19 protein-coding genes are annotated in these 20245 nt (G+C 71.9%); 9 read left to right on the plus strand and 10 right to left on the minus strand.

What is annotated here, in order from left to right; all coding sequences use genetic code 11:
- The first annotated feature begins 105 nt into the window (after positions 1 to 105).
- The 3 genes from ACIRL2_RS09655 (at position 106) to ACIRL2_RS09665 (ending at position 7262) form a co-directional block, all read left to right on the plus strand.
- Positions 106 to 5385: an NACHT domain-containing protein gene (locus ACIRL2_RS09655; protein WP_402231305.1), complete on the plus strand. Its 5280-nt coding sequence runs from the start codon at positions 106 to 108 to the stop codon at positions 5383 to 5385.
- Positions 5386 to 5485: 100 nt separating this feature from the next.
- Entirely contained in the window at positions 5486 to 5992 is a 507-nt protein-coding gene (locus ACIRL2_RS09660) for a DinB family protein (protein ID WP_395858923.1), read from the plus strand.
- A gap of 250 nt (positions 5993 to 6242) precedes the next feature.
- Complete coding sequence (locus ACIRL2_RS09665) at positions 6243 to 7262, plus strand: helix-turn-helix domain-containing protein (RefSeq protein ID WP_395858924.1); 1020 nt, start codon at positions 6243 to 6245, stop codon at positions 7260 to 7262.
- Here ACIRL2_RS09665 and ACIRL2_RS09670 read toward each other — a convergent pair.
- The 4 genes from ACIRL2_RS09670 to ACIRL2_RS09685 form a co-directional block, all read right to left on the minus strand.
- A complete protein-coding gene (locus ACIRL2_RS09670) occupies positions 7259 to 7810 on the minus strand; it encodes a GNAT family N-acetyltransferase (protein ID WP_402231308.1) in 552 nt (183 codons plus the stop codon). The two genes, ACIRL2_RS09665 and ACIRL2_RS09670, sit on opposite strands and share 4 nt — an antisense overlap.
- An 88-nt stretch (positions 7811 to 7898) precedes the next feature.
- The gene (locus ACIRL2_RS09675) at positions 7899 to 8654 is read right to left on the minus strand and encodes a class I SAM-dependent methyltransferase (protein ID WP_395858926.1); all 756 of its coding nucleotides are present in this window, start codon (positions 8652 to 8654) and stop codon (positions 7899 to 7901) included.
- A 30-nt stretch (positions 8655 to 8684) separates the two neighbouring features.
- Complete coding sequence (locus tag ACIRL2_RS09680; RefSeq protein WP_395858927.1) at positions 8685 to 9326, minus strand: hypothetical protein; 642 nt, start codon at positions 9324 to 9326, stop codon at positions 8685 to 8687.
- Positions 9327 to 9631: 305 nt separating this feature from the next.
- Positions 9632 to 10033 (minus strand): VOC family protein, encoded by a 402-nt coding sequence (locus ACIRL2_RS09685; protein ID WP_395858928.1) that lies wholly within the window; start codon positions 10031 to 10033, stop codon positions 9632 to 9634.
- A 279-nt stretch (positions 10034 to 10312) separates the two neighbouring features.
- On the opposite strand from ACIRL2_RS09685, the gene ACIRL2_RS09690 reads away from it, so the two are divergent.
- On the plus strand, positions 10313 to 11287 hold the full coding sequence (locus ACIRL2_RS09690; RefSeq protein WP_395858929.1) for an acetylxylan esterase: 975 nt from the start codon (positions 10313 to 10315) through the stop codon (positions 11285 to 11287).
- A 134-nt stretch (positions 11288 to 11421) separates the two neighbouring features.
- On the opposite strand, the gene ACIRL2_RS09695 is transcribed toward ACIRL2_RS09690, so the two are convergent.
- Positions 11422 to 11910, minus strand: a complete 489-nt coding sequence (locus tag ACIRL2_RS09695; protein WP_395858930.1) for a GNAT family N-acetyltransferase — start codon at positions 11908 to 11910, stop codon at positions 11422 to 11424.
- Positions 11911 to 12160: 250 nt separating this feature from the next.
- On the opposite strand from ACIRL2_RS09695, the gene ACIRL2_RS09700 reads away from it, so the two are divergent.
- Entirely contained in the window at positions 12161 to 13030 is an 870-nt protein-coding gene (locus tag ACIRL2_RS09700; protein ID WP_395858931.1) for an aminoglycoside phosphotransferase, read from the plus strand.
- A gap of 57 nt (positions 13031 to 13087) precedes the next feature.
- Here the strand turns inward: ACIRL2_RS09700 and ACIRL2_RS09705 are convergent, their stop codons facing one another.
- Positions 13088 to 13975 (minus strand): SecDF P1 head subdomain-containing protein, encoded by an 888-nt coding sequence (locus tag ACIRL2_RS09705; RefSeq protein WP_395858932.1) that lies wholly within the window; start codon positions 13973 to 13975, stop codon positions 13088 to 13090.
- 305 nt (positions 13976 to 14280) lie between these two features.
- On the opposite strand from ACIRL2_RS09705, the gene ACIRL2_RS09710 reads away from it, so the two are divergent.
- Both ACIRL2_RS09710 and ACIRL2_RS09715 read left to right on the plus strand, forming a co-directional pair.
- Positions 14281 to 14751, plus strand: a complete 471-nt coding sequence (locus tag ACIRL2_RS09710) for a hemerythrin domain-containing protein (RefSeq protein ID WP_402231312.1) — start codon at positions 14281 to 14283, stop codon at positions 14749 to 14751.
- Between the two features lie 161 nt (positions 14752 to 14912).
- Complete coding sequence (locus ACIRL2_RS09715; protein WP_395858934.1) at positions 14913 to 15341, plus strand: ankyrin repeat domain-containing protein; 429 nt, start codon at positions 14913 to 14915, stop codon at positions 15339 to 15341.
- 9 nt (positions 15342 to 15350) lie between these two features.
- Here the strand turns inward: ACIRL2_RS09715 and ACIRL2_RS09720 are convergent, their stop codons facing one another.
- Positions 15351 to 16298, minus strand: a complete 948-nt coding sequence (locus tag ACIRL2_RS09720) for a LysR family transcriptional regulator (protein WP_402231314.1) — start codon at positions 16296 to 16298, stop codon at positions 15351 to 15353.
- 70 nt (positions 16299 to 16368) lie between these two features.
- Between ACIRL2_RS09720 and ACIRL2_RS09725 the strand changes: the two genes are divergently transcribed.
- Positions 16369 to 16812 carry a nuclear transport factor 2 family protein gene (locus ACIRL2_RS09725; RefSeq protein ID WP_402231316.1) on the plus strand — a complete coding sequence of 148 codons (444 nt, stop codon included), beginning with the start codon at positions 16369 to 16371 and terminating at the stop codon, positions 16810 to 16812.
- A gap of 25 nt (positions 16813 to 16837) precedes the next feature.
- On the opposite strand, the gene ACIRL2_RS09730 is transcribed toward ACIRL2_RS09725, so the two are convergent.
- From ACIRL2_RS09730 to ACIRL2_RS09740, 3 genes are all read right to left on the minus strand, one after another.
- Positions 16838 to 17305 carry a hypothetical protein gene (locus ACIRL2_RS09730; protein ID WP_402231317.1) on the minus strand — a complete coding sequence of 156 codons (468 nt, stop codon included), beginning with the start codon at positions 17303 to 17305 and terminating at the stop codon, positions 16838 to 16840.
- A gap of 11 nt (positions 17306 to 17316) precedes the next feature.
- Positions 17317 to 18225: a Gfo/Idh/MocA family protein gene (locus tag ACIRL2_RS09735; RefSeq protein WP_395858938.1), complete on the minus strand. Its 909-nt coding sequence runs from the start codon at positions 18223 to 18225 to the stop codon at positions 17317 to 17319.
- Between the two features lie 155 nt (positions 18226 to 18380).
- The gene (locus tag ACIRL2_RS09740) at positions 18381 to 18662 is read right to left on the minus strand and encodes a hypothetical protein (RefSeq protein ID WP_402231319.1); all 282 of its coding nucleotides are present in this window, start codon (positions 18660 to 18662) and stop codon (positions 18381 to 18383) included.
- 559 nt (positions 18663 to 19221) lie between these two features.
- On the opposite strand from ACIRL2_RS09740, the gene ACIRL2_RS09745 reads away from it, so the two are divergent.
- A complete protein-coding gene (locus ACIRL2_RS09745; RefSeq protein ID WP_402231321.1) occupies positions 19222 to 20241 on the plus strand; it encodes an ACP S-malonyltransferase in 1020 nt (339 codons plus the stop codon).
- Positions 20242 to 20245 lie beyond the last annotated feature (4 nt).

Below are 20245 nucleotides of genomic sequence, written 5' to 3' on the forward strand. Positions count from 1 at the left end.
CCAAGGGGGATGGATGCGTGTGCAGCTCGTCGGCGAGCCGGCGACCCGAGACGGCGCGGCGTGAGTGGCACGGGCGCCGGGCCGCACGACCCGCAGGGGTCGCGCGTGGTCCTGGTTGGCGCGTACGACTTCGAGCATCTCGCGCCACTCCCGGCCGTGGCCCGAAACCTGGTGCGTTTACGGGAGTTGCTGACCGATCCGCGAGTGTGGGGCCTGCCCGCGCGGAACTGCGTGGTGATCGAGCAGCCCGAGCACCGGGACCAGGTCCTCGACGCGCTGAGCGACGCGGCCGGTGCAGCGACCGATCTGGTACTGCTGTACTACGCCGGTCACGGCCTGATCTCGCCGGACACCGAGGACCTGCTCCTGTCCCTCCCCCGGTGCCGACCCGACCGGGCGTACACCGCGCTGCCCTTCCAGGACGTCCGCCACGTGTTGCGCTCGGCCCGCCGAGTCCCCGCCAAGGCGGTACTCCTGGACTGCTGCTTCGCAGGCCGAGCCCTCGCCGGCGCGATGGGACCGGACGCGATGGGACCGGAGCCGATGGGACCGGGCGATGCAGGGCCGGGTTGGTCGGGAGAGGAAACGACGGACCCGAAATCGGGATCCACGAGCCCGAGCGCCCCGCAAGTGCCCCAAGACGCCCGATTGGCCGAGATGTCCCGCGTGGAAGGCACCTACGTCCTCGCCGCGGCCTCCGCCACCCGACAGGCGGTCGCACCGATCGGCGGCCGATACACCGCCTTCACCGGCCGGTTGATCGACATCCTGGAACACGGTGTCCCAGGCGGCCCGAAGGCATTGGATCTGGCCACCGTACACACCCACCTGCACCGCGTCCTGCCCGAACTGGGCTTCCCACCACCGCAGCAGCGCAACGACGACCACGGCGCGCGGATCGTCCTCGGTTGGAACCGGCACCCCTCGGCCGCCGACACCACACCCTCATTGCCGCCGCATCTACGGGAGTTGTTGCACGCCCAGACCATCGCCGCGCGAAACTTCACCTACCGCCTGTACGACGCGCCGCTCGACGGCCTGGCCACCGTGTACGTCCGCCAACAGGCCCGCAGCGCGCCGACCACGAAACCGGCCGAGCCGCGCCAGGAGTCGCGCGATCACGAGCGGCACCTGCTCCGGCACCGACACGACGAGGAGCGACGCAAGCGGCACTTCGTGCCCGTGGACTCGACCGTGGAGTCGACGGTGCATCCGGTGGCCCCCGCGCGCGCCGCCGAGGAGACCCTCGACCTGCACCGCCACGTTCTGATCACCGGCGGCGCGGGCCAGGGCAAGTCCACGTTGAGCCTGCAACTGGCCGCGTCCCTGTCCACCGCCTACGAAGCACGATCGGGCCAAGGCGACGACGCCGAACGCCTGTTGCCGCTCCGGGTCACTGCCGGGCGCCTCGCCACCGACCGCAGCGCGCTGGTCCCCCGCCTGGTCCGCATCCTCTCCGCCGAACTGGCCCCGCACCTGGACCACCCCCTCCCGGACGACCTGCTCGACCACCTGCCCGAGGGCACCACCTGCCTGCTGATCGTCGACGGTCTCGACGAGATCACCGATCCCGAGCGACGGCGCGGCCTGGTCGCCGAGTTGGCCGGCCGGGTCCGCAATCCGGACGGGCGATTCCGGCTGCTGATCACCACCCGCCCGTTGCCCAACGACGAACTGGCCCCGCTCCAGCACGCGGCGACCGGGACGTACACGCTGGAACCCTTCGACCGCGAGCAGTTGCGCGAGTTCGCCCACCGCTGGTTCCACGACCACGCGGACGGGCCGGAGTTGGCCGACGGCTTCCTGCGGCAGACCGAGGCGGCCGGGATCCGCGACCTGGTCCGGGTCCCGCTGCTGGCCACCGTCGCCGCGCTCGTCTACCGCAAGCAACCCGGCACCCCGCTGCCCGGAAGCCGATTCACCCTCTACTGCGACTACTTCACGCTGCTGGCCGACGCGCACCTGGAGGAGGTACACGAGCAGCAACAAACCGTCCTACACCGCTGGACCCCACGCTCGGCCGCCCACCGGGCAAGCGCGGCCTTCCTGTTCGAACACCGGGACGAACTCGTGGAGCACCTGGCCGTCACCGTGGTCACCGACCCGGCCGCCGCCACCCGAACCCTCCTGGACCTCGCCCTCGACCGGCTCGACGAACACGGCTGCCGACCCACCCGCCGCGGCGTCCCGGAATGGGGCAGCCTGGTCACCTCGGTCCTGGGCACGGCCGGCGTCTTCACCCACCACGCCGACTTCCTGCGCTTCACCCACTACAGCTTCGCCGAACACATCGCGGCGAGCGCCCGCGCGAACGAGTTGCCCAGGCACTTCGACGCGGCCGAGTCCGAATGGGCGTACGTCGTGCACCGCGCGATCGACGGTGACCTGTTCGCCCACGCCGTGCTCGCCCACCACGCCCATCTGCATGGCACGGGCGACACGATCCTGGGCTGGTTGAATCGGGGCACCGGCGACTACACGGCGCTGGCCGGGGTGTTGCTCGCGGGCGGGATTCCGGCCTCGGCATCGCACACCGACTCGTTCGTGGCGCACCTGCTGTTGACGTTGTCCAACGAGGACAGGCCGAAGTCCGTGCAACACGCCATCCGGGACGCCGCGATCCTGGCCCCCGAGCCGAGCGTGCGCGCCGCGCTCGACGAGTACGTGGGCGGTTGCCACCGCCGGGACGACCTGCGCGTGGAAATCGCGCAGGCGCTCGCCATCCACGATCCCGATGCCGCGCTCGGCATCCTGCGCGGCGTACTGAACGCCGAGAAGGGTCCTTCGGCAACCCGAATCGCGGCGATCCGCGCACTCGCCGACCTCGGACCACAACACGCCGGCGAGGCCGCCGACCTCACGCGCGCCGTGCTGTCCTCGGACCGCGCTTCCGCCCACGTACGTGTGGACGCGGCATCGATCTGCGTCCGTCTGGGCGGGGAGCACACGACACCCGGTGTCGAGGCCCTGGTGGCGGTTCTCACCGCCGAGGACGCCGACATCGACGATCGCGGGCAGGCCGCGCTGGCATTGCGCGAGATCGACCGGGCGTTCATCCCCGAGGCCGCACGGGCGCTCCGAGCGGCCTGTGCCGCTCCGGGCACCTCGGCGTCGGACCGCCGAGACGGCGCGTCGTGGTTGGTCGAACTCGACCCCCGTCTGCTGCCGGACGCCGAAGCGATATTGCGGTCGGACCTCACCGCACCGCATGCCCATCCCTTCGACCGCTACCAGACCGCGCTCAAACTGGCCGAGCTGAGCCCCGATCTCCTGCCGGAAGCGGTGCGAATCCTGCGTGCGGAACTCGTCGCCCCCGACTCGGGCGCCGGCACCAAGGAAGACAGCGCGGCGGCGTTGGCAAGGGTCGCCCCGGAATACGTGCTCGAGGCAGTCACCACCTTGCGCCGACTCCTCGTCGCACCCGACACCTCTCTCTTCGAACGCTGTTCCATCGCCGAAACGCTGGCCCGAATCGACCCGAAGCACGTGGTCGAGGCCGCGGCGGCACTACAGGCGATATCGACCGACCCCAAGACGCATGCCTCGTGGCGCAGGCTTGCCGCCGTGAACCTCGCCAAGTTGGGTCCCGACCACGTCGCGGAGGCCGCCCGCGTCCTGCGCACGATGCTCGACGCACCCGATGTGGACAGCGAGGACCGACTCGCCGTCGCGACGAGCATGGCCGACCTGGGGCCGGGCCATGTCCGGGCGGCGATGGCGGCCCTGCGTGCGGTGCTGGTGGCCTCGGATACGGACGCCTTCCTGTGGGTCGCGGCCGCCGACGCTCTCATCGGGCTCGAGGCATCCCCACCGGTCGAGATCATCGAAGTACTCCACCGATTGCGAGACGATCCCGGCTCCCTCCACGGCGTACACATCAGGGCCGCACGAGCCCTGGCTCGCCTCTCGTCCGAGGAGACCACCACGTCCGCGGCCTCGCTTCGATCGATCATCGCCGATCCGGATGTCCAGGACGGCTTCCGGCTCGGCGCCATACAGGCCCTGCAGGGGCTCGGTGTCGAGTACCTGTCCCAAGTGGCGACGTTCGCGCGCGCCATTGTCGAAGCACCGGACGTGCACGCGAGCCTGAAAGCGGACGCGGCGCGTGTGCTGTCCGTTCAAGGACGACGCTTCGTCGGTGAGGCCCTCGACGCGTATCGAGCGGTGCTCGCCGCGCCCGACAGCACAGCGCGCGCATGCGCGGACGCCGCGCTCCAGATGTCCTACCTGGGTTGGGACTACCGGCACGAGGTCGCCACCGTGCTCCGATCGATCGCCGATTCGACCTGGGCGACTCCGGAGGAGCGAGTGTGGTCGGCCGGACTGCTGGACTATGTGGGGCAGGGATACATCGAGGAAGCCGCGACACGTCTGCGCGCCCTCGCCCTCTCGTCCGAAACCGCCCCCCGTACCCGGACGGCCGCCGCGAGCCGGCTCGGCGGCCTCGGTAACGGGTACGCTCCCGAGGCTGCTTCCCTCCTCCGGGCCGTGATCGACGAAACGCATGCCGACGTCTCCGCCCGAATCGACGCCGCGCAGACGCTGGCCCTGCTCGGCCCGGGATACAGCGACGAAGCCGCGGACGTACTCGAAGCCATCGTCACCGCGCGCGACAGGCCCGCCAACGAACGCGTGGACGCGGCCCGCAAGCTCCTGACCGTGCACGCGGGCAGCACCGCCGACGTCGCCGTCATCCTCCGCTCGATCCTGGCGGCTCGCACCGATACACCCGCCGTCCGCACGCTGGCTGCCCGCACCCTCGGCGAACTCGGCTCGGGATACGTCGCCGAGGGCGCGGAGCACCTGCGCGCCCTGATCACCGCTCCCGACTGCCCGCCCTCCGCCCGCGGTGCCGCGGCGGAGCGTCTGGCGGAGCTCGGGCAGGGATACCGATCCGAGGGCATCCGGGCGTTGCGCGACCTGCTCGGGTCCGCCGAGGCCGGCGCCGGTGACCGCGTGGACATCGCACGCCGGCTCGCCCTCCTGAGCCCCCGCCACCTCCCCGAAGCCGCCGAGGTCTTCCGTACCGTCCTGGCCCGGGCCGACACGAGCCGGTACACCCGCACTCGTGCGGCCCGGCTGTTCGGCGAGCTCGGCCCGCGATTCCTCGACGCGGCGGCGGCCGAACTGCGCACCCTCCTGGCCGACCCCACCGCGACGCCTGTCGCGACACGGCGGGCGACCTCCGCGCTCGGCCTGCTCAGCCCGCGACTGCGAGCGGAGGCGGCCGAGGTACTGCGCAGCCTGCCCGCGGGCGGTCTCGGGACGGACTCCGACCCGGGTGCGGCGTCCCCGAACACCTACGCCCGTCGCGCCGTCGCGCGCACCCTGCGCACATTCGGCCAGGGGTACGCACTGCGCCGGCCGGCCCCCGACGACGTCTGAGCCGATCGTGCGCACCGGGTTCGATCGACGGCATCGGAGCGCACGGCATGATGGCTTGTCGCGCCGACACCCACCCACCACCGATCGAAGGCAAGCCACCATGCCCACCGAACGCCCCAGCCCGCCCGTGATCGCCGACGAGCGCGAGATGATCCGCGCCTTCCTCGACTACCACCGGGCCACGCTCGCGATGAAGTGCGACGGCCTCTCCGACGAGGACCTGCGCCGCCGGTCGATGCCGCCCTCGACGCTCTCCCTGCTCGGCCTGGTCCGGCACATGGCCGAGGTGGAACGGGCCTGGTTCCGCCGGGTGATCAACGGCGAGGACATCCCGCTGGTGTGGTCGGACCGGGGCGACTTCCAGGTGGCCTACGACGCGAGTACGTCCACCCGAGCGGAGGCCTTCGCCGCCTGGGAGACCGAGATCGAGCACGCGCGCCGGATCGAGACCGCCGCCGAGTCCCTCGACGTCACCGGCCACAACCCCAAGTCCGGCGAGGACGTGTCGCTGCGTCTGGTCATGTTCCATCTGATCCACGAGTACGCCCGGCACAACGGCCATGCCGACCTCCTGCGCGAGGGCATCGACGGCACGGTCGGCCCCTGACCCACCGGCCGACGACGGCCGGCTCCTCTCGGCGGCGGCCGGATCCGTGCCCCACGCACGGATTCCGACCGCCGCCGAGTCGTACCCACCGCCCGCACCGGAGGGACATCCCACGCCGAGACGGGGACACTCCACGCCGAGAAGGGGGACATGCGACGCCGAGAAGGGGGACACTTCGCGCCGATCAGGGGACCATCCGCGACAGATCCCGGATCGGTGTTGCGGTTGACCGCCCGGATATGCTCCGGCAGTGATCGAGAACACGGTTTCCTCACACATGGCGCGCGTGGTGCGGGATGCCGCCCTGCGGGCCGGGGTGGCCCGGAGCGAACTCGCGTTTCTGCCGGGCTTCGAACCGGAGACGCCGGCGGACCCGCTGCTGCGGGTACCCACCGCGAGCGTGGTCCGGGCATGGGAGCTGATCACGCACGCCGGCCCGGCGGGTGCCGGCATCCGGACCGCGGAGACGGCCGCACAGGGGCGGCTGCACGTGTGGGACTACCTGTTCACCACCGCCGGTACATTCGCCGACGGCTGCCGCGACGCCGCCCGCTACCTCCCCACCATGACCGACCCCGCGGTCGACATGACGGTGGTCGAGGACGACCGACGGCTGACCATCACGTACGGAATCGCGAAGTACTCGCCGGCGGCGGTGACCGCGATCGACGAGTTCGCGATGGCGATCATGCTCAGGCGGGCACGGGACGCGAGGGGGCCGTCGGTGGTACCGGTACACGTCGCCCTCGCCCACGAGGCGCCCAAGGATCACCGGCACCTGATCGAGGCGTTCGGCACGCGGGCCATCGACTTCGGCGCCCGCGCGAACTCGATGACCTTCCTCGACCTGGACGCGCCACCGCGCCGCCCGCCCGGCCCGGATGACGAACTCGCCCTGATCCTGCGCCGGTACGCGGACAACCTGCTGGAGAACGCCCGACCCGCGGCGGGCTGGCACGGCACGTTCCGATCCGTGGTCGCCGGCGCGCTGGGCGAGGAACTCAGCCTGGAACTGGTCGCGCAGCGCATGACCATGAGCCCGCGCACCCTACAGCGACGACTGAGCGACCTGGAGACCACCTGGCGCGACGAGATCGAGTCCGTCCGCCACGAGCGCGCCGCCGCACTGCTGCGCGAGACCGAACTTCCGGTGCAATCGATAGCCGGCCGGCTGGGCTACACCGACGCCCGCGCCCTGCGCCGCGCCTTCCAACGCTGGACCGGCCAAACCCCGGACGCCTACCGCCGCACCGCGATCCCCGGCACCTAGGAAGCGTCATCCCCCGCAGGCTGCCCGGGCGTCGAGGCGTCGGGATCCTCGTCGTGCTTCGGCCACGTGATCGCATAGTGCCTCAGGTCGGCGTCCTCCTTGGTGAGCCGCATACCGACGGCCGCCATCACCCGCTGGGACGCGACGTTCTCCCGCGCGGTGTCGCCCAGCACGCGTGCGGCGCCCGCCGCCCGGGCGAGGCGCAGGAGTTCGCGCAGGGCCTCGGTCGCGTAGCCGTGGCCCTGGGCGTCCGGGATCAGGCCGTAGCCGACAGTGACCGTACCGTCGGCGTCCGGCGCTCCATGAAAGCCGAGCCCACCGATGGCCCGCCCGTCGTCCCGGCGCCGGATCTCGTAGTTTCCGAACACACCGGGATCGCCGCTGCTCGCGCACGTGTCCAGGAAGCGTCGGCCTCCGACCACATCGCCCTGCGTCGGATACCCCGGCGCCCAGTGCGCGTCCTCGCCGGGGGTGCCGGCCACCACGCGCTCCACCTCCGCGACGGTCAGTGGGTGCAGCACGAGGCGTGTGGTTTCGAGATCTTCCATGGGAGCCTGGGGTATCACGGCGACCGCGCGAACCGCACGCGAATATCCTCCGGCCGCCGGGCTGTCGGGCCGTGACCCCGTGCGGCCGTCACCTCTTGCGCGCTGCCAGGACCTGGATACCGCGTGGTCCGGGTTCGTTGTGTTCGACCTTCAGGCCGACGTCCTCACAGCGGTCGGCGAGCCAGGTCGACGCGATCCGGAGCTTGGGGTAGCTGCCGACGTGCTGGGTCCAGGCGCTGCCGTCGTGGATGTGCAGCAGGTCGTGGACCAGGACCGTGTCCTCGTCCGGGTATTCCAGGAAGCACGTGAACACCCGATCGCGGGTGCTGCGCACCGGGATGAACCGGTCTATACCGTGCAGGGTTTCGGTGAGGTCGCGGTAGGTGACGACGAGCCGGCCGCCGGGTGCGAGAGCCCGGGCGACGTCCACGAGCAGCGCGCTCACATCGTCCTTCGTGGGCAGGTGGGTGAGGGTGTCGCCCATGCACACCACGGCCGCGACCGCCTCCGGTGCGGTCAACTCGGCCAGGACGGTGCGGATGTCCGCGTGCACCGGCTCGATCACCGGCAGGTCGGCGGCGTATCCGGCGAGTTCGTCCAGCAGTGTTCGGCTCGTGTCGACCGCGAGGACCCGGTCGAAGCCCAGTCCGGCCAGGGCCAGGCTCTGATTGCCCGGCCCGCAGCCCAGATCCACCGAGGTCGCGGACGTCTCGGTCGGGGCGACACCCAGCCCGGTGAGCAACTCGGCCTGCCGAGCGACGATCGGCGCCAGGTCGCCACCCAACATCCAGGTGTAGTTCTCGGCGAGGAGTCGCTCGTAGTGCTCGGCGGCGGCGCGGGTCATACCGGTACTCCTGTCGGCGGGAACATCTTGCTAGGCCGTCGCGACGAGTGACGCGCGGGTGGGCACGGGCCGCGCCCCGGCGGCCGGGAGGGCCACCGTGACGATGGCCGACCAGGCCGGAAGCACGACCCGAACCGGGGCCGGGACGGGAGTCGCGACGACGGCGGGAACGCTGACGGCAGGAGCGGCGACGGCGGGAACGGCGACGCCGGTCGCAGCGGGAACGACCACCGTCGTCGGCGCACCCTTCGCGACGCCCGGCACACTCGCCTCCTTGCCCGTCACGACGAACCGCAGAAACAGGAAGCGGGCGATCCCGGCCGCGCCGGAGGCGGTCAGGTACACCGCCTGCTCCTTGAGCACCCCCGGCGCCGACTGCACCGCGTGCAGCGCGAGCATCGCGCCGGTGGTGAACAGGTAGGAGACCGCGGCCGACAGCGCCGACTGGACGTGGACCCGGCCCCGGGCCCGACCCGCGCCGAAGGTGAACCGGCTGTGCAACTCGGTGGCCAGCAGCGTGAAGATCACGGTGACCACGGCGTTGGCGACGGCGATCGACAGGTGATCGGACAGGGCCACGAGCGCGGCGCTCGACGCCAGTCCGGTACCACCGCCGAAGAAGACGAAGCGCATGAACGCGGCTACTGTCCCCGACTTGGTTGCGGCGCTCATGGTGTCCCCGTTTTCTCATCTTCGACTCTGCGACCCTGCGGCCGGATCCTCGTCTTCGTCTCCATAAATCTAGGGGCGATCAACAGGCCGCGAATCAGTCGTGTGTAGGTACTGCCGTTACTGCTTTGGGAGGACCCGCCCCTAGGGGTACTACTCCCGACGGCGCACGAACAGGAGGACGAAAGTACGCCCTCGCGCCTACCCCGCTGGATACATACGCCCCTGGGAAGCGTCGCGTCTCAGGGTTCGGGTCGGGGATGCCGGCGCCCGAACGCAGCGCGGACGGACGCGACATGCTCGGCCGCTCAGACCTCCGCGTCCGCCTCGCCGCCGCCGTAGGGGCGCGTGATGATCTCCAGGTAGTGGCCGCTCGGGTCGAGGAAGTAGGCGCCTCGACCGCCGTCGTGCCGGTTGATCGCGTCCGGTTCGCTCAGCCGCGGATCGGCGTAGTAGCGGACACCGGCGGCGAGCAGTCGTTCGAAGATCGCGTCGAACTCGGCCTCGGAGACCAGGAACGCGTAGTGCTGCGGCGAGATCGTCTCGGGGTCGACGCTCGCGAAGTCCAATGTCACGCCGTTGGCGACGGTGACCGGCAGGAAGGGCCCCATCGGTGGGCCGACTTCGAGGCCGAGGATCCCGGCGGTGAACTCGGCGGAGATTCGCCGGTCACGGGACAGAACGATGGTGTGGTTCAGGAGAATGGACACGGTGGCATGCCTCCAAGGCACTACCCCGGCACCTCGTGCGCCGCACCCGATCGGTGCCGACGTTCGATGCCGCTCACGATCCTCGATCGACCGCGGGCGGAGTGTCAAGCCCGAGGCGACGGCGGCGGTTCCGGGGCGCCCGGCGCTCGCGTCGGCCGCGTTCGCCCCGATTGATCACGCCGATCCGGTGGTGTGCAGAATTGGCCGACGACACGATCGCCGGCACTCGATCCCCGGGCACTCGATCGACCGCACCCGAACAGGAACGAGGAGCACGGCATGCCCTTGAGCGACCTGGCGTTGACGGAACTGGAAGGTTTTCGACCGGTTCGCACCGAGCCGGATGATTTCGACGCCTTCTGGACGCGTACGCTCACCGAGGCCGCCGCACATCCCCTCGACCCGACCTTCACGCCCGAGGCCGGCCCGCTGACCGCGGTGGCCGTGCACGACGTGTCCTTCGCCGGGTACGCCGGTCAGCGCGTGCACGCCTGGCTGGTCCTGCCCGCCCACCGCGACGGCCCGCTGCCGTGCGTCGTCGAGTTCCCCGGATACGGTGGCGGGCGCGGCCTCCCGCACGAGCAACTCCTGTATGCCGCAGCCGGGTTCGCACATCTCGTGGTGGACGTGCGCGGCCAGGGCAGCGTGTGGCGCAGCGGCGGTACCGGCGACGACGCCCCGGCGGGCGGCGGCCCCACCCACCCGGGCTTCATGACCCGCGGCATCACCGATCCGGACCTGTATTTCTACCGCCGTGTGTTCGTGGACGCGGTCCGTGCCGTCGCGACGGCACGCAGCCACCCGGCCGTCGACCCGACCCGGATCGCGATGGTCGGCGAAAGCCAGGGCGGTGGCATCGCGCTCGCGATGTCCGGTCTGATTCCCGATCTGACCGCCGTGGTGGCCGAAGTGCCGTTCCTGTGCCATTTCCGCCGCGGCGCCGAGATCGCCGCGACCGGCCCGTTCGGCGAACTCACCCGCTACCTCGCGGCGCACCGCGACCACGTCGACGCGGCGTTTCGTACGCTCGGCTACTTCGACGCGGTCAACCACGTCGCCCGTGCGACCGCGCCGGCCCTGTTCAGCGTGGCCCTGATGGACACCACCTGTCCGCCGTCCACGGTGTTCGCCGCCTACAACCACTACCCGGCGGCGAAGCGCATGGAGGTCTATCCGTTCAACGGCCACGAGGGCGGTGGCGCCTTCCAGGACGGCCTGCGCCTGTCCTGGCTCCGCACCGCTCTCCGGGCCTGACGACCGATCAGGAGTCTTGTGGGGCGTGCCCGTCACCTACCGCGGAGCGCGCCCCGAACCGACCGGGAACGGGTCGGGAACCGGTGGGGACCCATGGAGAACCGGTCGCGAACCGACCCGCGCGCGAAGCCCGCTCAGAGCGCGAGATGCATGATGTGCAGCCCGACGTATCCGTGCTCGGGATGCCGGAAGCCCTCCGGCAGCGTCCCGATCACCTCGAAGCCGAGGTTGCGGTAGAGCCGTACCGCGTGCACGTTCGTCTCGACGACCGCGTTGAACTGCATCGCCCGGTATCCCTGGGCCCGGGCCCACGCGATCGAGTACTCGCACAGCGCCCGGCCGACGCCCCGGCCCGAGCGTGCGGGATCGACCATGTAGCTCGCACTGGCGATGTGCGAACCGTTGCCCATGTGGTTGCGATTCATCTTCGCCGTACCGAGGATCGCCCCGTCCTCGTCGACCGCCACCACGGTCCGAAACGGCGGGGCCAGGAGCCACCACTCGCGGGCCTCGTCCATACCGAGATCGAGCGGGTAGGTGAACGTCTCCCCGGCGGTGACGATCTCGTGGAAGAACGGCCAGATGCCCGCCCAGTCGGCTGCGCCGGCTTCCCTGATCAACATCGCCCCAGCATGCCGGGACGCCAACCTTCGCGCCAGCCGTTTCCTTTGGACCGACGATGACGATCATCGCGCTCGGGCCCTGTTCGCAGGTCGGCACCCGGGTCTACGCTGCGATGCATGATGCGTCAGGGGCGTACGTCTCCGCGAGGGCCGTCGACGCCGGACAACCCGGGGCGTCCACCCGGGCCCAGGTCGCCGGACAAGAACCCGCCGGCGCCGCCGGAGCATCCGCCGCCTCCGGCGCCCTGACGTGGCGATCGCCCACGTGGCGTGGGATCGACTTCCGGTGCGGGTGCGCGAGGCGGTGCGGGGCCGGCTCGGCGTGCAACCCGTGGTGGCGGACACGGTGGGCGGCGCGAACTGCGGTGCGTCGGCCGTGTTGACGCTTCCCGACGGTCGGACCGTCTTCGTCAAGGCACAGCGCGAGCGCGAACGCAGGCCCGCCCCCGTGCTCGTCGGCGCCCCCGCCGGCGAGGGGTCCGGATGGTGGGGATCGCATTGGGAGCCGGTCGACGAACTCGACCAGGAGGAACGGGTGAACGCGTTCCTTCCCGCGAGCGCTCCGCGCGTGTTGTGGCGGCTGGAGGTCGCGGGGTGGCATCTGCTGGCGTTCGAGGGCATCGACGGTCGCCATGCGGACTACACACCCGGGTCGCCGGACCTGGCCCTGGTGGTGGACGCGCTCGCCGAGTTGGGCGGGTGTCCGGTGCCGGGACTGCGGTTGCCGAGCGCGTGGGATCGCTGGGGGTACTGGTGCGGTCCGGCCCAACAGCACCTGCTGACCGGGACGTCTCTGCTGCACACCGACCCGGCCGCCTGCAACGTCCTCGTCGACGGCACCCGGGCCCGTCTGGTCGACTGGGCCTGGCCCGCGCTCGGCCCGGCGTGGATCGACGCGGCCTTATGGGGCCTGCGCCTGGTCTCCGCCGGTGGCCACACTCCCGAACAGGCCCGTGCCTGGGTGACCCGGACCCCGGGATGGCGCGACGCGACCCCGGACGGCGTACGCGCCTTCACGCTGGCCGAGGCACGCCGCTGGGACGAGGAGGCGGCCGACGGCGTCTGGGGCGCCGAAGCCCTCGCCCACGCCGCCCACACCTGGGCGAGCCTGTGGACCTAGCTTCCGCCGGGCGCCCGCGCGCCGTCGACGTACGCGCCGACCGTCGCGCAACTCCCACTACTTGCCCTCGACGTACGCGCCGACCGTGAATCCCGCGGGCAGCGTTCCCGCGCCGATCGTCGCGGCCAGTTGTCGGGCGTCGGCCTCGTTGTAGGACCCGCTGATCACCGCCTCACCCGGGATCGCGGACTGCACGGTCGGTGCGATCAGCAGTCGGCCGTCGCAGACGATCGCGATCCGGTTGGTGGGCAGTCGGCCGCCGGCGGCCTCGGAGGTGACCCGGGTGAAGGCGTCCTGGCCCTTGGCCGTCCACGTGATCCTCACTTCCCAACTCGGCAAGCCATTCGCGGGCGGCAGGGCCTCGGCCCCGGAGACGTCGGTGCCGGTGATCACGGCGGGCGCCAGGACGTACTTCTCCACCGACTTGGTGTCACAAGTCACCAGTTGCGAGCCGGGTGCGTCCGCCCGAGGCGTCGCCGAGTCCGCGCACTCGGGTGGGCTCGCGGGCGCCGACGCTCCCGGCTGCCCGGGTACGGTCGCCTGGACCGGTGTCGCGCTGGTCACCGGACGCACCGTCAGTTGCCCGGTGCCGGCGATCGCCGCGATCCGCTGCTTCGTCTCGGCGCCGTACTTGCTCAGCGAGACCCGCAGCACCAACGCGCCGTCCCGGACCGTCACGTCCTTCACCGACAGGCCGCTCGTCGCCGCGCGCTTGCGCATGATGTCCGCCGAGGCGGACAACTGCCGTGCGTCCAAAGGACCTTCCGGGGTCAAAGTGACATCGGCGAAGTCCCGGCCGGGCACCCCCTCGACGGAATCGGACCGGTCGCCGTCCTCGAACCGGACCGGGTCCTCCGATGAACAGCCCACCGCGGTCAGCAATGCGGCCACAGCGGCCGTCGTGAGGAGGGTCCGGGCGAGTCGGGTGCGCGAGGGCTCAGTCACCCGCACCACGATGCCGGCTCGGTCGTCGACGCGGGGCGGGATCGGCCGGCACTTCACCCGGGACCGCCACGCATCCCGTCGAACGGGTCGAGCAGCTCCGGGCGCGCCCGGGGCCGCCCACGGCCGGGCCGGCGCGGCAACACCCGACAGACCCCGACTTCGTGGTCCTGACCGCCCCGGCAGGGCCTGCCTTCCGCGTGCCGGCCAAGGGATGATCCGTCCCGAAAAGGGCAGTGGCACGGGGTGTGGTCGTGGCCGGTCCACGCCGAGCGGCCGCGTGAGCCGAGTCGCGCAAGGAGACAGTCGTGCTGGACAACCGCAACCTTCGTGAGCTGATCCGCCGGTGGCGGGCCACCCCGCAGAGCACCGTCGCCCTGTTCGACGAGGCCGACAACGCGATCCGGGCGACCATCGCGACCAAGGAACGGGTGTTGTATCCGGCGATCCGGGACGCCGACGGGCACCGCAGCGGGTCTGTCGACGACGCCATCGCGCAGGCGCGCCGGATCGAGGGCTTCCTGGACTCGGCCGAGCGGCTCGGCCCGGACGGCCCGGGCTTTCAGGACGAGGCGCAGGACGCCGCGTCCGCGATGGACGGCCTGCTGGTCCACGAGCAGCGCGACCTGCTGCCCGCCCTGGATCACCTCTCCCCGGAAGAGCGCGACCGCCTCGACCGCGACTACGGGAGCACGTGGGTGGACGTCTCGGCCCGGATCACCGCCGCTCGGGCGGCCCGCCGAAACCCGCCCGGCGGCGCGGCGGAAACGAACTACTGACCCGCACCCCCGAGACACCGCGCCCGCCCGCTCCCGCACGCCCGCCGCCGGTCCCTCCCCGAGCCACTCCCGCTCCACCGGCCGGCCACTGCCCCGCCCTCGGCGCGCACCACCCGTAAATTCCCGCGCGCGGTGGCGACCCGCGCACTACCCTCTGCGGCGTGAACCATCGTGAGCGCAAACGACTGTCGCGGCTGCTCGTAGGCGCGGCCGGCCTCGGCCGCCTCGCCGAGACGGCCGCGGCACTTCGGGCCGGGGCCGATCCCGAACAGCCGGACCGATACGGGACCACGCCGTTGTACGCGGCCTCGGTCCACGGGGCCGCGGACGTGGTCGCGCTCCTGTTGAAGGCCGGCGCGGCCCCCGACACCGAGAGCGGTTCCGGCTCCGAGGGCACCCCGCTGTGCGCGGCGGCCTGCTGGGGCCACACCGAGACCGTCCGCGAACTGCTCGCACACGGCGCGGATCCCAATCTGCGCGAGGACCACGGCACGGGCTACGCCCCGATCGACTGGGCGACGCGAGGTCCCTATCCGGAAACCGTGGCCGCGCTGTCGGCCGCCGGCGCGCTGCCGCCCCGAACCGGCTGACGTCGCGCCCTACCCGGGCCGGCCGACGGGAAGTCCCGCGCCCATATCGAGCCCCCGGGCCTCCGTCTCCGCCGCCACCTTCGTCGCGACGTCGACCAGCCGGGCGAGCCACGGGTTCCGGGCCCCCTGCCGCCAGGCGATCGCGATGGTGAACGGGCTCGCGTCCGAGACCGGCCGATAGACGATGTCCGGGCGAGGGTTGCGGTCGGCCAGCGAGGCCGACACCAGCGCCACGGCCTGCTCCAGCGCGACGCACTCCAGGACTTGCGCGTTGTCGTGGACGAGCGGACCCCGGGCCCGCTCGCCGGCCCGGTTCGGCGCCCGGTCGCGCCCGGCCCAGTAGTCGCGTTCGACCACGCTCGCGGTCGGCCACCTGGGCATCGGCAGGTCCGCGAAGTCGGCGCAGGTCAGCGTCTCCCGGGCGGCCAGCGGGTGGACCCGAGGCAGTGCTGCCACGCGTGGTTCCCCCATCAGGTGCTCCAGTTCGAGCCCTTGGACGTCGTACGGCGCACTGAGCAGCGCGGCGTCCGCCCGCCCGTCGCGCACCATGTCCGCCTGCTCGCCGAAGCCGCCGACCACCACCTCCACCATCGGTGCCGCCGGCAACGCGCGGTACGCGGCGACCAGGTCGCGCAGCAGGTCCGTCGCGACGCACGGCTTCGCCGTGACGACCAGGGTCGGCGGGCCGGCCGCCGCACGCCGGGTGCGCCGTACGGCCGCGTCGGCCGCGTCCAGGACCGACCGGGATTCGGCGAGCAGCACCTCCCCCGCCGCGGTCAACGCCACGCGGTGGCTGTCCCGCTCGAACAGGGCCGTGTCCAGCCGTCGTTCGAGCAGCCGGATGGCCCGGGAGAGCGGCGGCTGGGTCATCCCCAGACGTATCGCCGCACGCGAGAAGTTCAGCTCCTCGGCAACCACCCGGAAATAGCGCAGCTCACGCAGCTCCACCTCGGCCATACCCGCAGGGTATGCCACCGATCCGAACGGGTGTTTCCCGGCGTGGGCCCCTCGCTGCTGAACTGAACCCATGACAGACACCGAACGGCACAGCCCGAACGACCGATCCGACGACTCCGACCTCGAGGGGCCGGCCCGACTGGACCGGAACAAGCGAATCGCCCAGGACTTCTTCGACCTGGCGTTCAACGACAAGCAGCCGATGGACGCCGCCGCGAAGTACCTCGGCGCCCGCTACATCCAGCACAACCCGCACGCTCCCGACGGCGCCGACGCGTTCGTCGAGTTCGTCACCGCTTTCGGGGCACGGTTCCCGGACCTGACCATCGACTTCAAGCGGGTGCCGGCCGAGGACGATCTGGTCGTCGTACACAGCCTGATGCGCACATCGCGAGAGGATCGGGGCAGCGCCCTCGTGGACATCGTGCGTGTCCGCGACGGCCGGATCGTCGAGCACTGGGACGTCATCCAGCCGATCCCGGAAACCGCCGCGAACGACAACACGATGTTCTGACCCGAGCGAACCCCGCCGGCCCGGCTCACAACGCGATCGCGCGATAGGCCGACGCCGCGTCGACGATCTCCTCGGCGGACTCGAGGGCGCCGTCGCCCCCGGCCGGCCCGCCGAAGATCAGCTCGGTCACCCTCGGGTGCGCCACGTTGACCGTCAACACCAGCAGATACCAGTCGAGTTCGGCGTCCCCCGCGAGGACGCGTTCGACGATCTCGACCAGTTCCGCCCGGGTGATGTCGGCGATCCGGGGCCGGGCGGGCCGGGCCGCCTCCAGGGCGAAGTCCGCCAGGGACCGTGATCCGTGGTAACCGACGAAGTCCGCGATCGTGTAGTCGTGTCCCGTCCTTGCCCGAAAGGCGGCCATCGCGGCCTCGGCCTCGCCCTGCCCGCCGGCGCCGTCGTGGCGAATGAGCTCCCCGATCCGCTCGATCTCGGCGGCAACCTCGGCGAGCCGCCCCGGGGAGACGACCGGAGGCGACCATCGTGTCCGCATGTGCGTCCCCCTCAGCCCAGTTGCTTCTCCACCTCGGTGACCACCAGTTCGCACATCTCGTGTGTGCGCAGCGTGTCGTCGAGGTCGGGGAAGACACCGGTGCGGACCGCGTCCAGGAAGGTCAGGACCACCTGTTCGATCCCGCGTTGGCGCGCGATCGGGGTCCAGTCGCCGCGCCGTCGGGTGGTCGGCAGGCCCTGGTGGTGGTCGACCACGTCGGCCAGGTTGTACACCTCGCGTGTGCCGTCCCGACCGGAAACCTCCAGGATCTCCTGGTCCGACCCGCTGCGCAGATTGAGCATGCCGATCGCGCTGAAGCCGGCACCGGACAGGTGCAGCACGAAGTGTTGCGCGAATCCGTCCACGACCCGGGCCCGCACGTCGACGTGCTCGATCTCGCCCGGGGCCAGGAAGCGCAGCGTGTCCACCACGTGGATCAGGTCGTCGAAGGTCACGGTGCGCAGTTCGCGCGCGGTGTCGACGCGGTTGCGACGGATCACGATCAGGTCGCGCGGCAGTTCGCGGCTCTCCGCGTACGCCGGCACGTGCCGACGGTTGAAGCCGACCATCAGGCCGACGCCGCGCGCCCGGGCCAGCTCGATCAGGTGCGCGCTCTCGTCCAGGCTGTACGCCAGCGGCTTGTCCACGTAGGTGGGCACGCCGGCCTCGATCAGCCGGGTCACGATCTCCGGATGGACCGAGGTCGCCGCGTGCACGAACGCCGCGTCCAAGCCCTCGGCGAGCAGCCCATCCAGGTCGGCGTGGCGGTGCTCCGCGGGCACCCGGTAGGTCTCCCCGACCCGGCGCAGCGTCGCCGGCGTACGGGTGTGCAGGCGCAGTTCCAGGTCCGGCAGGGTCGAGACAACGGGCAGGTAGGCCTTTTCCGCGATGTCGCCCAGACCGATGACGCCGACCTTCATCGGGTCACTCCTCCCGTTGACGCCGCCGGGCCACACGTCCGGTTCACGGCCCCGCCAGCATATGCACACCCGTTCGGGTGATCGGTCGGCGCCGACTCGGGTCGTCGCGCTCGCGGAGCCCGGCCGGGTTCGGCGCGCCGGTTGGTGGCCGCCGGCTACCGACGCGCGCCGTACCGGTCGGCGTCCGCGTCGGCGACGTGGGTGCCGTGCACGGTGAGCGTGTCGCCGTGGCGGGCGATCTCGACGACGGCGGAATGCTCGGCGGGAGCGTGTCGGACCACGACACCGTCCGCCGCCACGTGGTAGTCGTCGCCGGTCACCACGACCGTGACGCCGCTGTTGGGTTCGGTGGCCACGGCGACGGCTGCCGGCGCGGGCGCGACGAGCACGGCGGCCGAGACGATTCCGGCGGCCAGTGCGCGGCTGGGGCTGATCACGTTCGGACCAACGATCGGGGGCACCCGAGGCGACGGGTGGGCATCGGGGTCCACCCGAACCGGCGACCGCGGCCCGCGCCCGGTGAACCACCCGGATGGCATACCCCCGAACGGCGGCCCGCTGCCGCCGAATGCCCACGTCGCCGACCGGGCCGCCCCGAGGTCGGCTGCCGCCGGCACCACGTGAGTTGCCCGCCCCGCCCGGGCGCGGGATCGGCCCCGGATCGAGCGCTCGGCGGCTCCGGACGCGGGCGCGCGGCGGTGGGCGCGGTTGCGGTCCTCGGCCGGCTCGACTCTCCTGGAATCGGGCCCCTCCCCGACCCACCCGGCCGATCCGCCGGCCCGGGCCCAGAGCCCACCGTCCACGTCCCGATCCGCCCCGGACACGCGCCCCGTTCCCGCGAGCCCGGGTTGCCGTCATGAGCGGGGACGATCCGCGAGAGTACCCGGCGCAGTCGCCTCGTCACCCTCCGGATGTCGTCCCAGGACCCGCGGCCGGGGTTCGGTGAACCTCCCGGCCGCGGCAGCAGAGACCACCGAGAGCCAAGGGAGAGTCTCCGTGAGCGTGCCACGCACCGCGATCATCATGCCCGGCGTTGGCTCCTATGTGCCGGGCGCACTGCGCCGGCTCCAGGATCGGCCCGTCGTCCGCGACACCCTGGCCGAGGTCGACGACGCGGTCGACGATCGCGCCACACTGTCGCCGTCGCGCCTGCTCCTCGATTCCAAGGCGCCGGACGCGCACGAGTTGATGGATCGGCACGAGTTGTCCCTGCACTTGGCCATCTACGCCGGCGCGCTGGCCGCCTTCCGGCTGCTCGAGGGCGATTTCGGGGTGCGCCCCGACGTGCTGCTCGGGCACAGCCTGGGCGAGATGGCGGCGCTGGCGGCGGCCGGGGTATACACGGCCGGCGACGGCGCCCGGCTGTATCTGGCCCGGGCGGCGGCCTGCACGCTCCATACCACCGATCCGGCCGGCCTGCTCACCCTGCGCCTGGCGCCGGGGCACACGCTCGAACTGCTGTGCTCGGCCCAGTTGCCGGGCCTGGACCTGGCCTGTGACAACTCGGCCGAGCACACCGTGGTCTCCGGGCCGGACGAATCGCTGGCCACGTTCGCCGCGTTGGCCGAGCGCAAGGCGGTGGCCGCCAAGCCGTTGACCGTCCGCACGCTCTTCCACAACCGGTTGCGCGAGTCGGCGGCCGGCGAGTGGCGCCGGCTGGGGGCCGACATCGAGTTCCGGACCCCGCGCTATCCGGTGCTCTCACCGCTGCTCGGGCGCGACTACGCGGACGAGCGCGAGTTGCGCGACGGGGTGGTGGGCCAGCTGCGGCATCCGGTCCGCTACCGCACCGCGCTGACCACGTTGCGCGAGCGCGGGATCGAGGTGTTCGTGGAGGCCGGCGCCCGCGAGGTGCTGGGCCCGTTCGCCCGTACCGGCGACCCCCGGGTGCGCACCGTCGTGCCGGTCTCGGCGGGCGCCGACCTGGCCCGGGTCGGCGGCACGCTGCGCGCGTGCGGACTGCTGCATGTGGACCTGGCCGCGCTCGCCGAGCCACCGGGCGTGCCTACCGGCTGAACCG

The sequence above is a fragment of the Embleya sp. NPDC127516 genome (assembly GCF_044765325.1).
Taxonomy (GTDB): Bacteria; Actinomycetota; Actinomycetes; order Streptomycetales; family Streptomycetaceae; genus Embleya.

Excerpts from the sequence above, each read along its gene's own strand:
- ACIRL2_RS09720 (WP_402231314.1), bottom strand. The coding sequence starts at position 16,298 with ATGGCCGAGGTGGAGCTGCGTGAGCTGCGCTATTTCCGGGTGGTTGCC.
- ACIRL2_RS09680 (WP_395858927.1), bottom strand. The coding sequence starts at position 9,326 with ATGAGCGCCGCAACCAAGTCGGGGACAGTAGCCGCGTTCATGCGCTTC.
- ACIRL2_RS09670 (WP_402231308.1), bottom strand. The coding sequence starts at position 7,810 with ATGGAAGATCTCGAAACCACACGCCTCGTGCTGCACCCACTGACCGTC.
- ACIRL2_RS09725 (WP_402231316.1), top strand. The coding sequence starts at position 16,369 with ATGACAGACACCGAACGGCACAGCCCGAACGACCGATCCGACGACTCC.
- ACIRL2_RS09660 (WP_395858923.1), top strand. The coding sequence starts at position 5,486 with ATGCCCACCGAACGCCCCAGCCCGCCCGTGATCGCCGACGAGCGCGAG.
- ACIRL2_RS09730 (WP_402231317.1), bottom strand. The coding sequence starts at position 17,305 with ATGCGGACACGATGGTCGCCTCCGGTCGTCTCCCCGGGGCGGCTCGCC.
- ACIRL2_RS09735 (WP_395858938.1), bottom strand. The coding sequence starts at position 18,225 with ATGAAGGTCGGCGTCATCGGTCTGGGCGACATCGCGGAAAAGGCCTAC.
- ACIRL2_RS09675 (WP_395858926.1), bottom strand. The coding sequence starts at position 8,654 with ATGACCCGCGCCGCCGCCGAGCACTACGAGCGACTCCTCGCCGAGAAC.
- ACIRL2_RS09695 (WP_395858930.1), bottom strand. The coding sequence starts at position 11,910 with ATGTTGATCAGGGAAGCCGGCGCAGCCGACTGGGCGGGCATCTGGCCG.
- ACIRL2_RS09690 (WP_395858929.1), top strand. The coding sequence starts at position 10,313 with ATGCCCTTGAGCGACCTGGCGTTGACGGAACTGGAAGGTTTTCGACCG.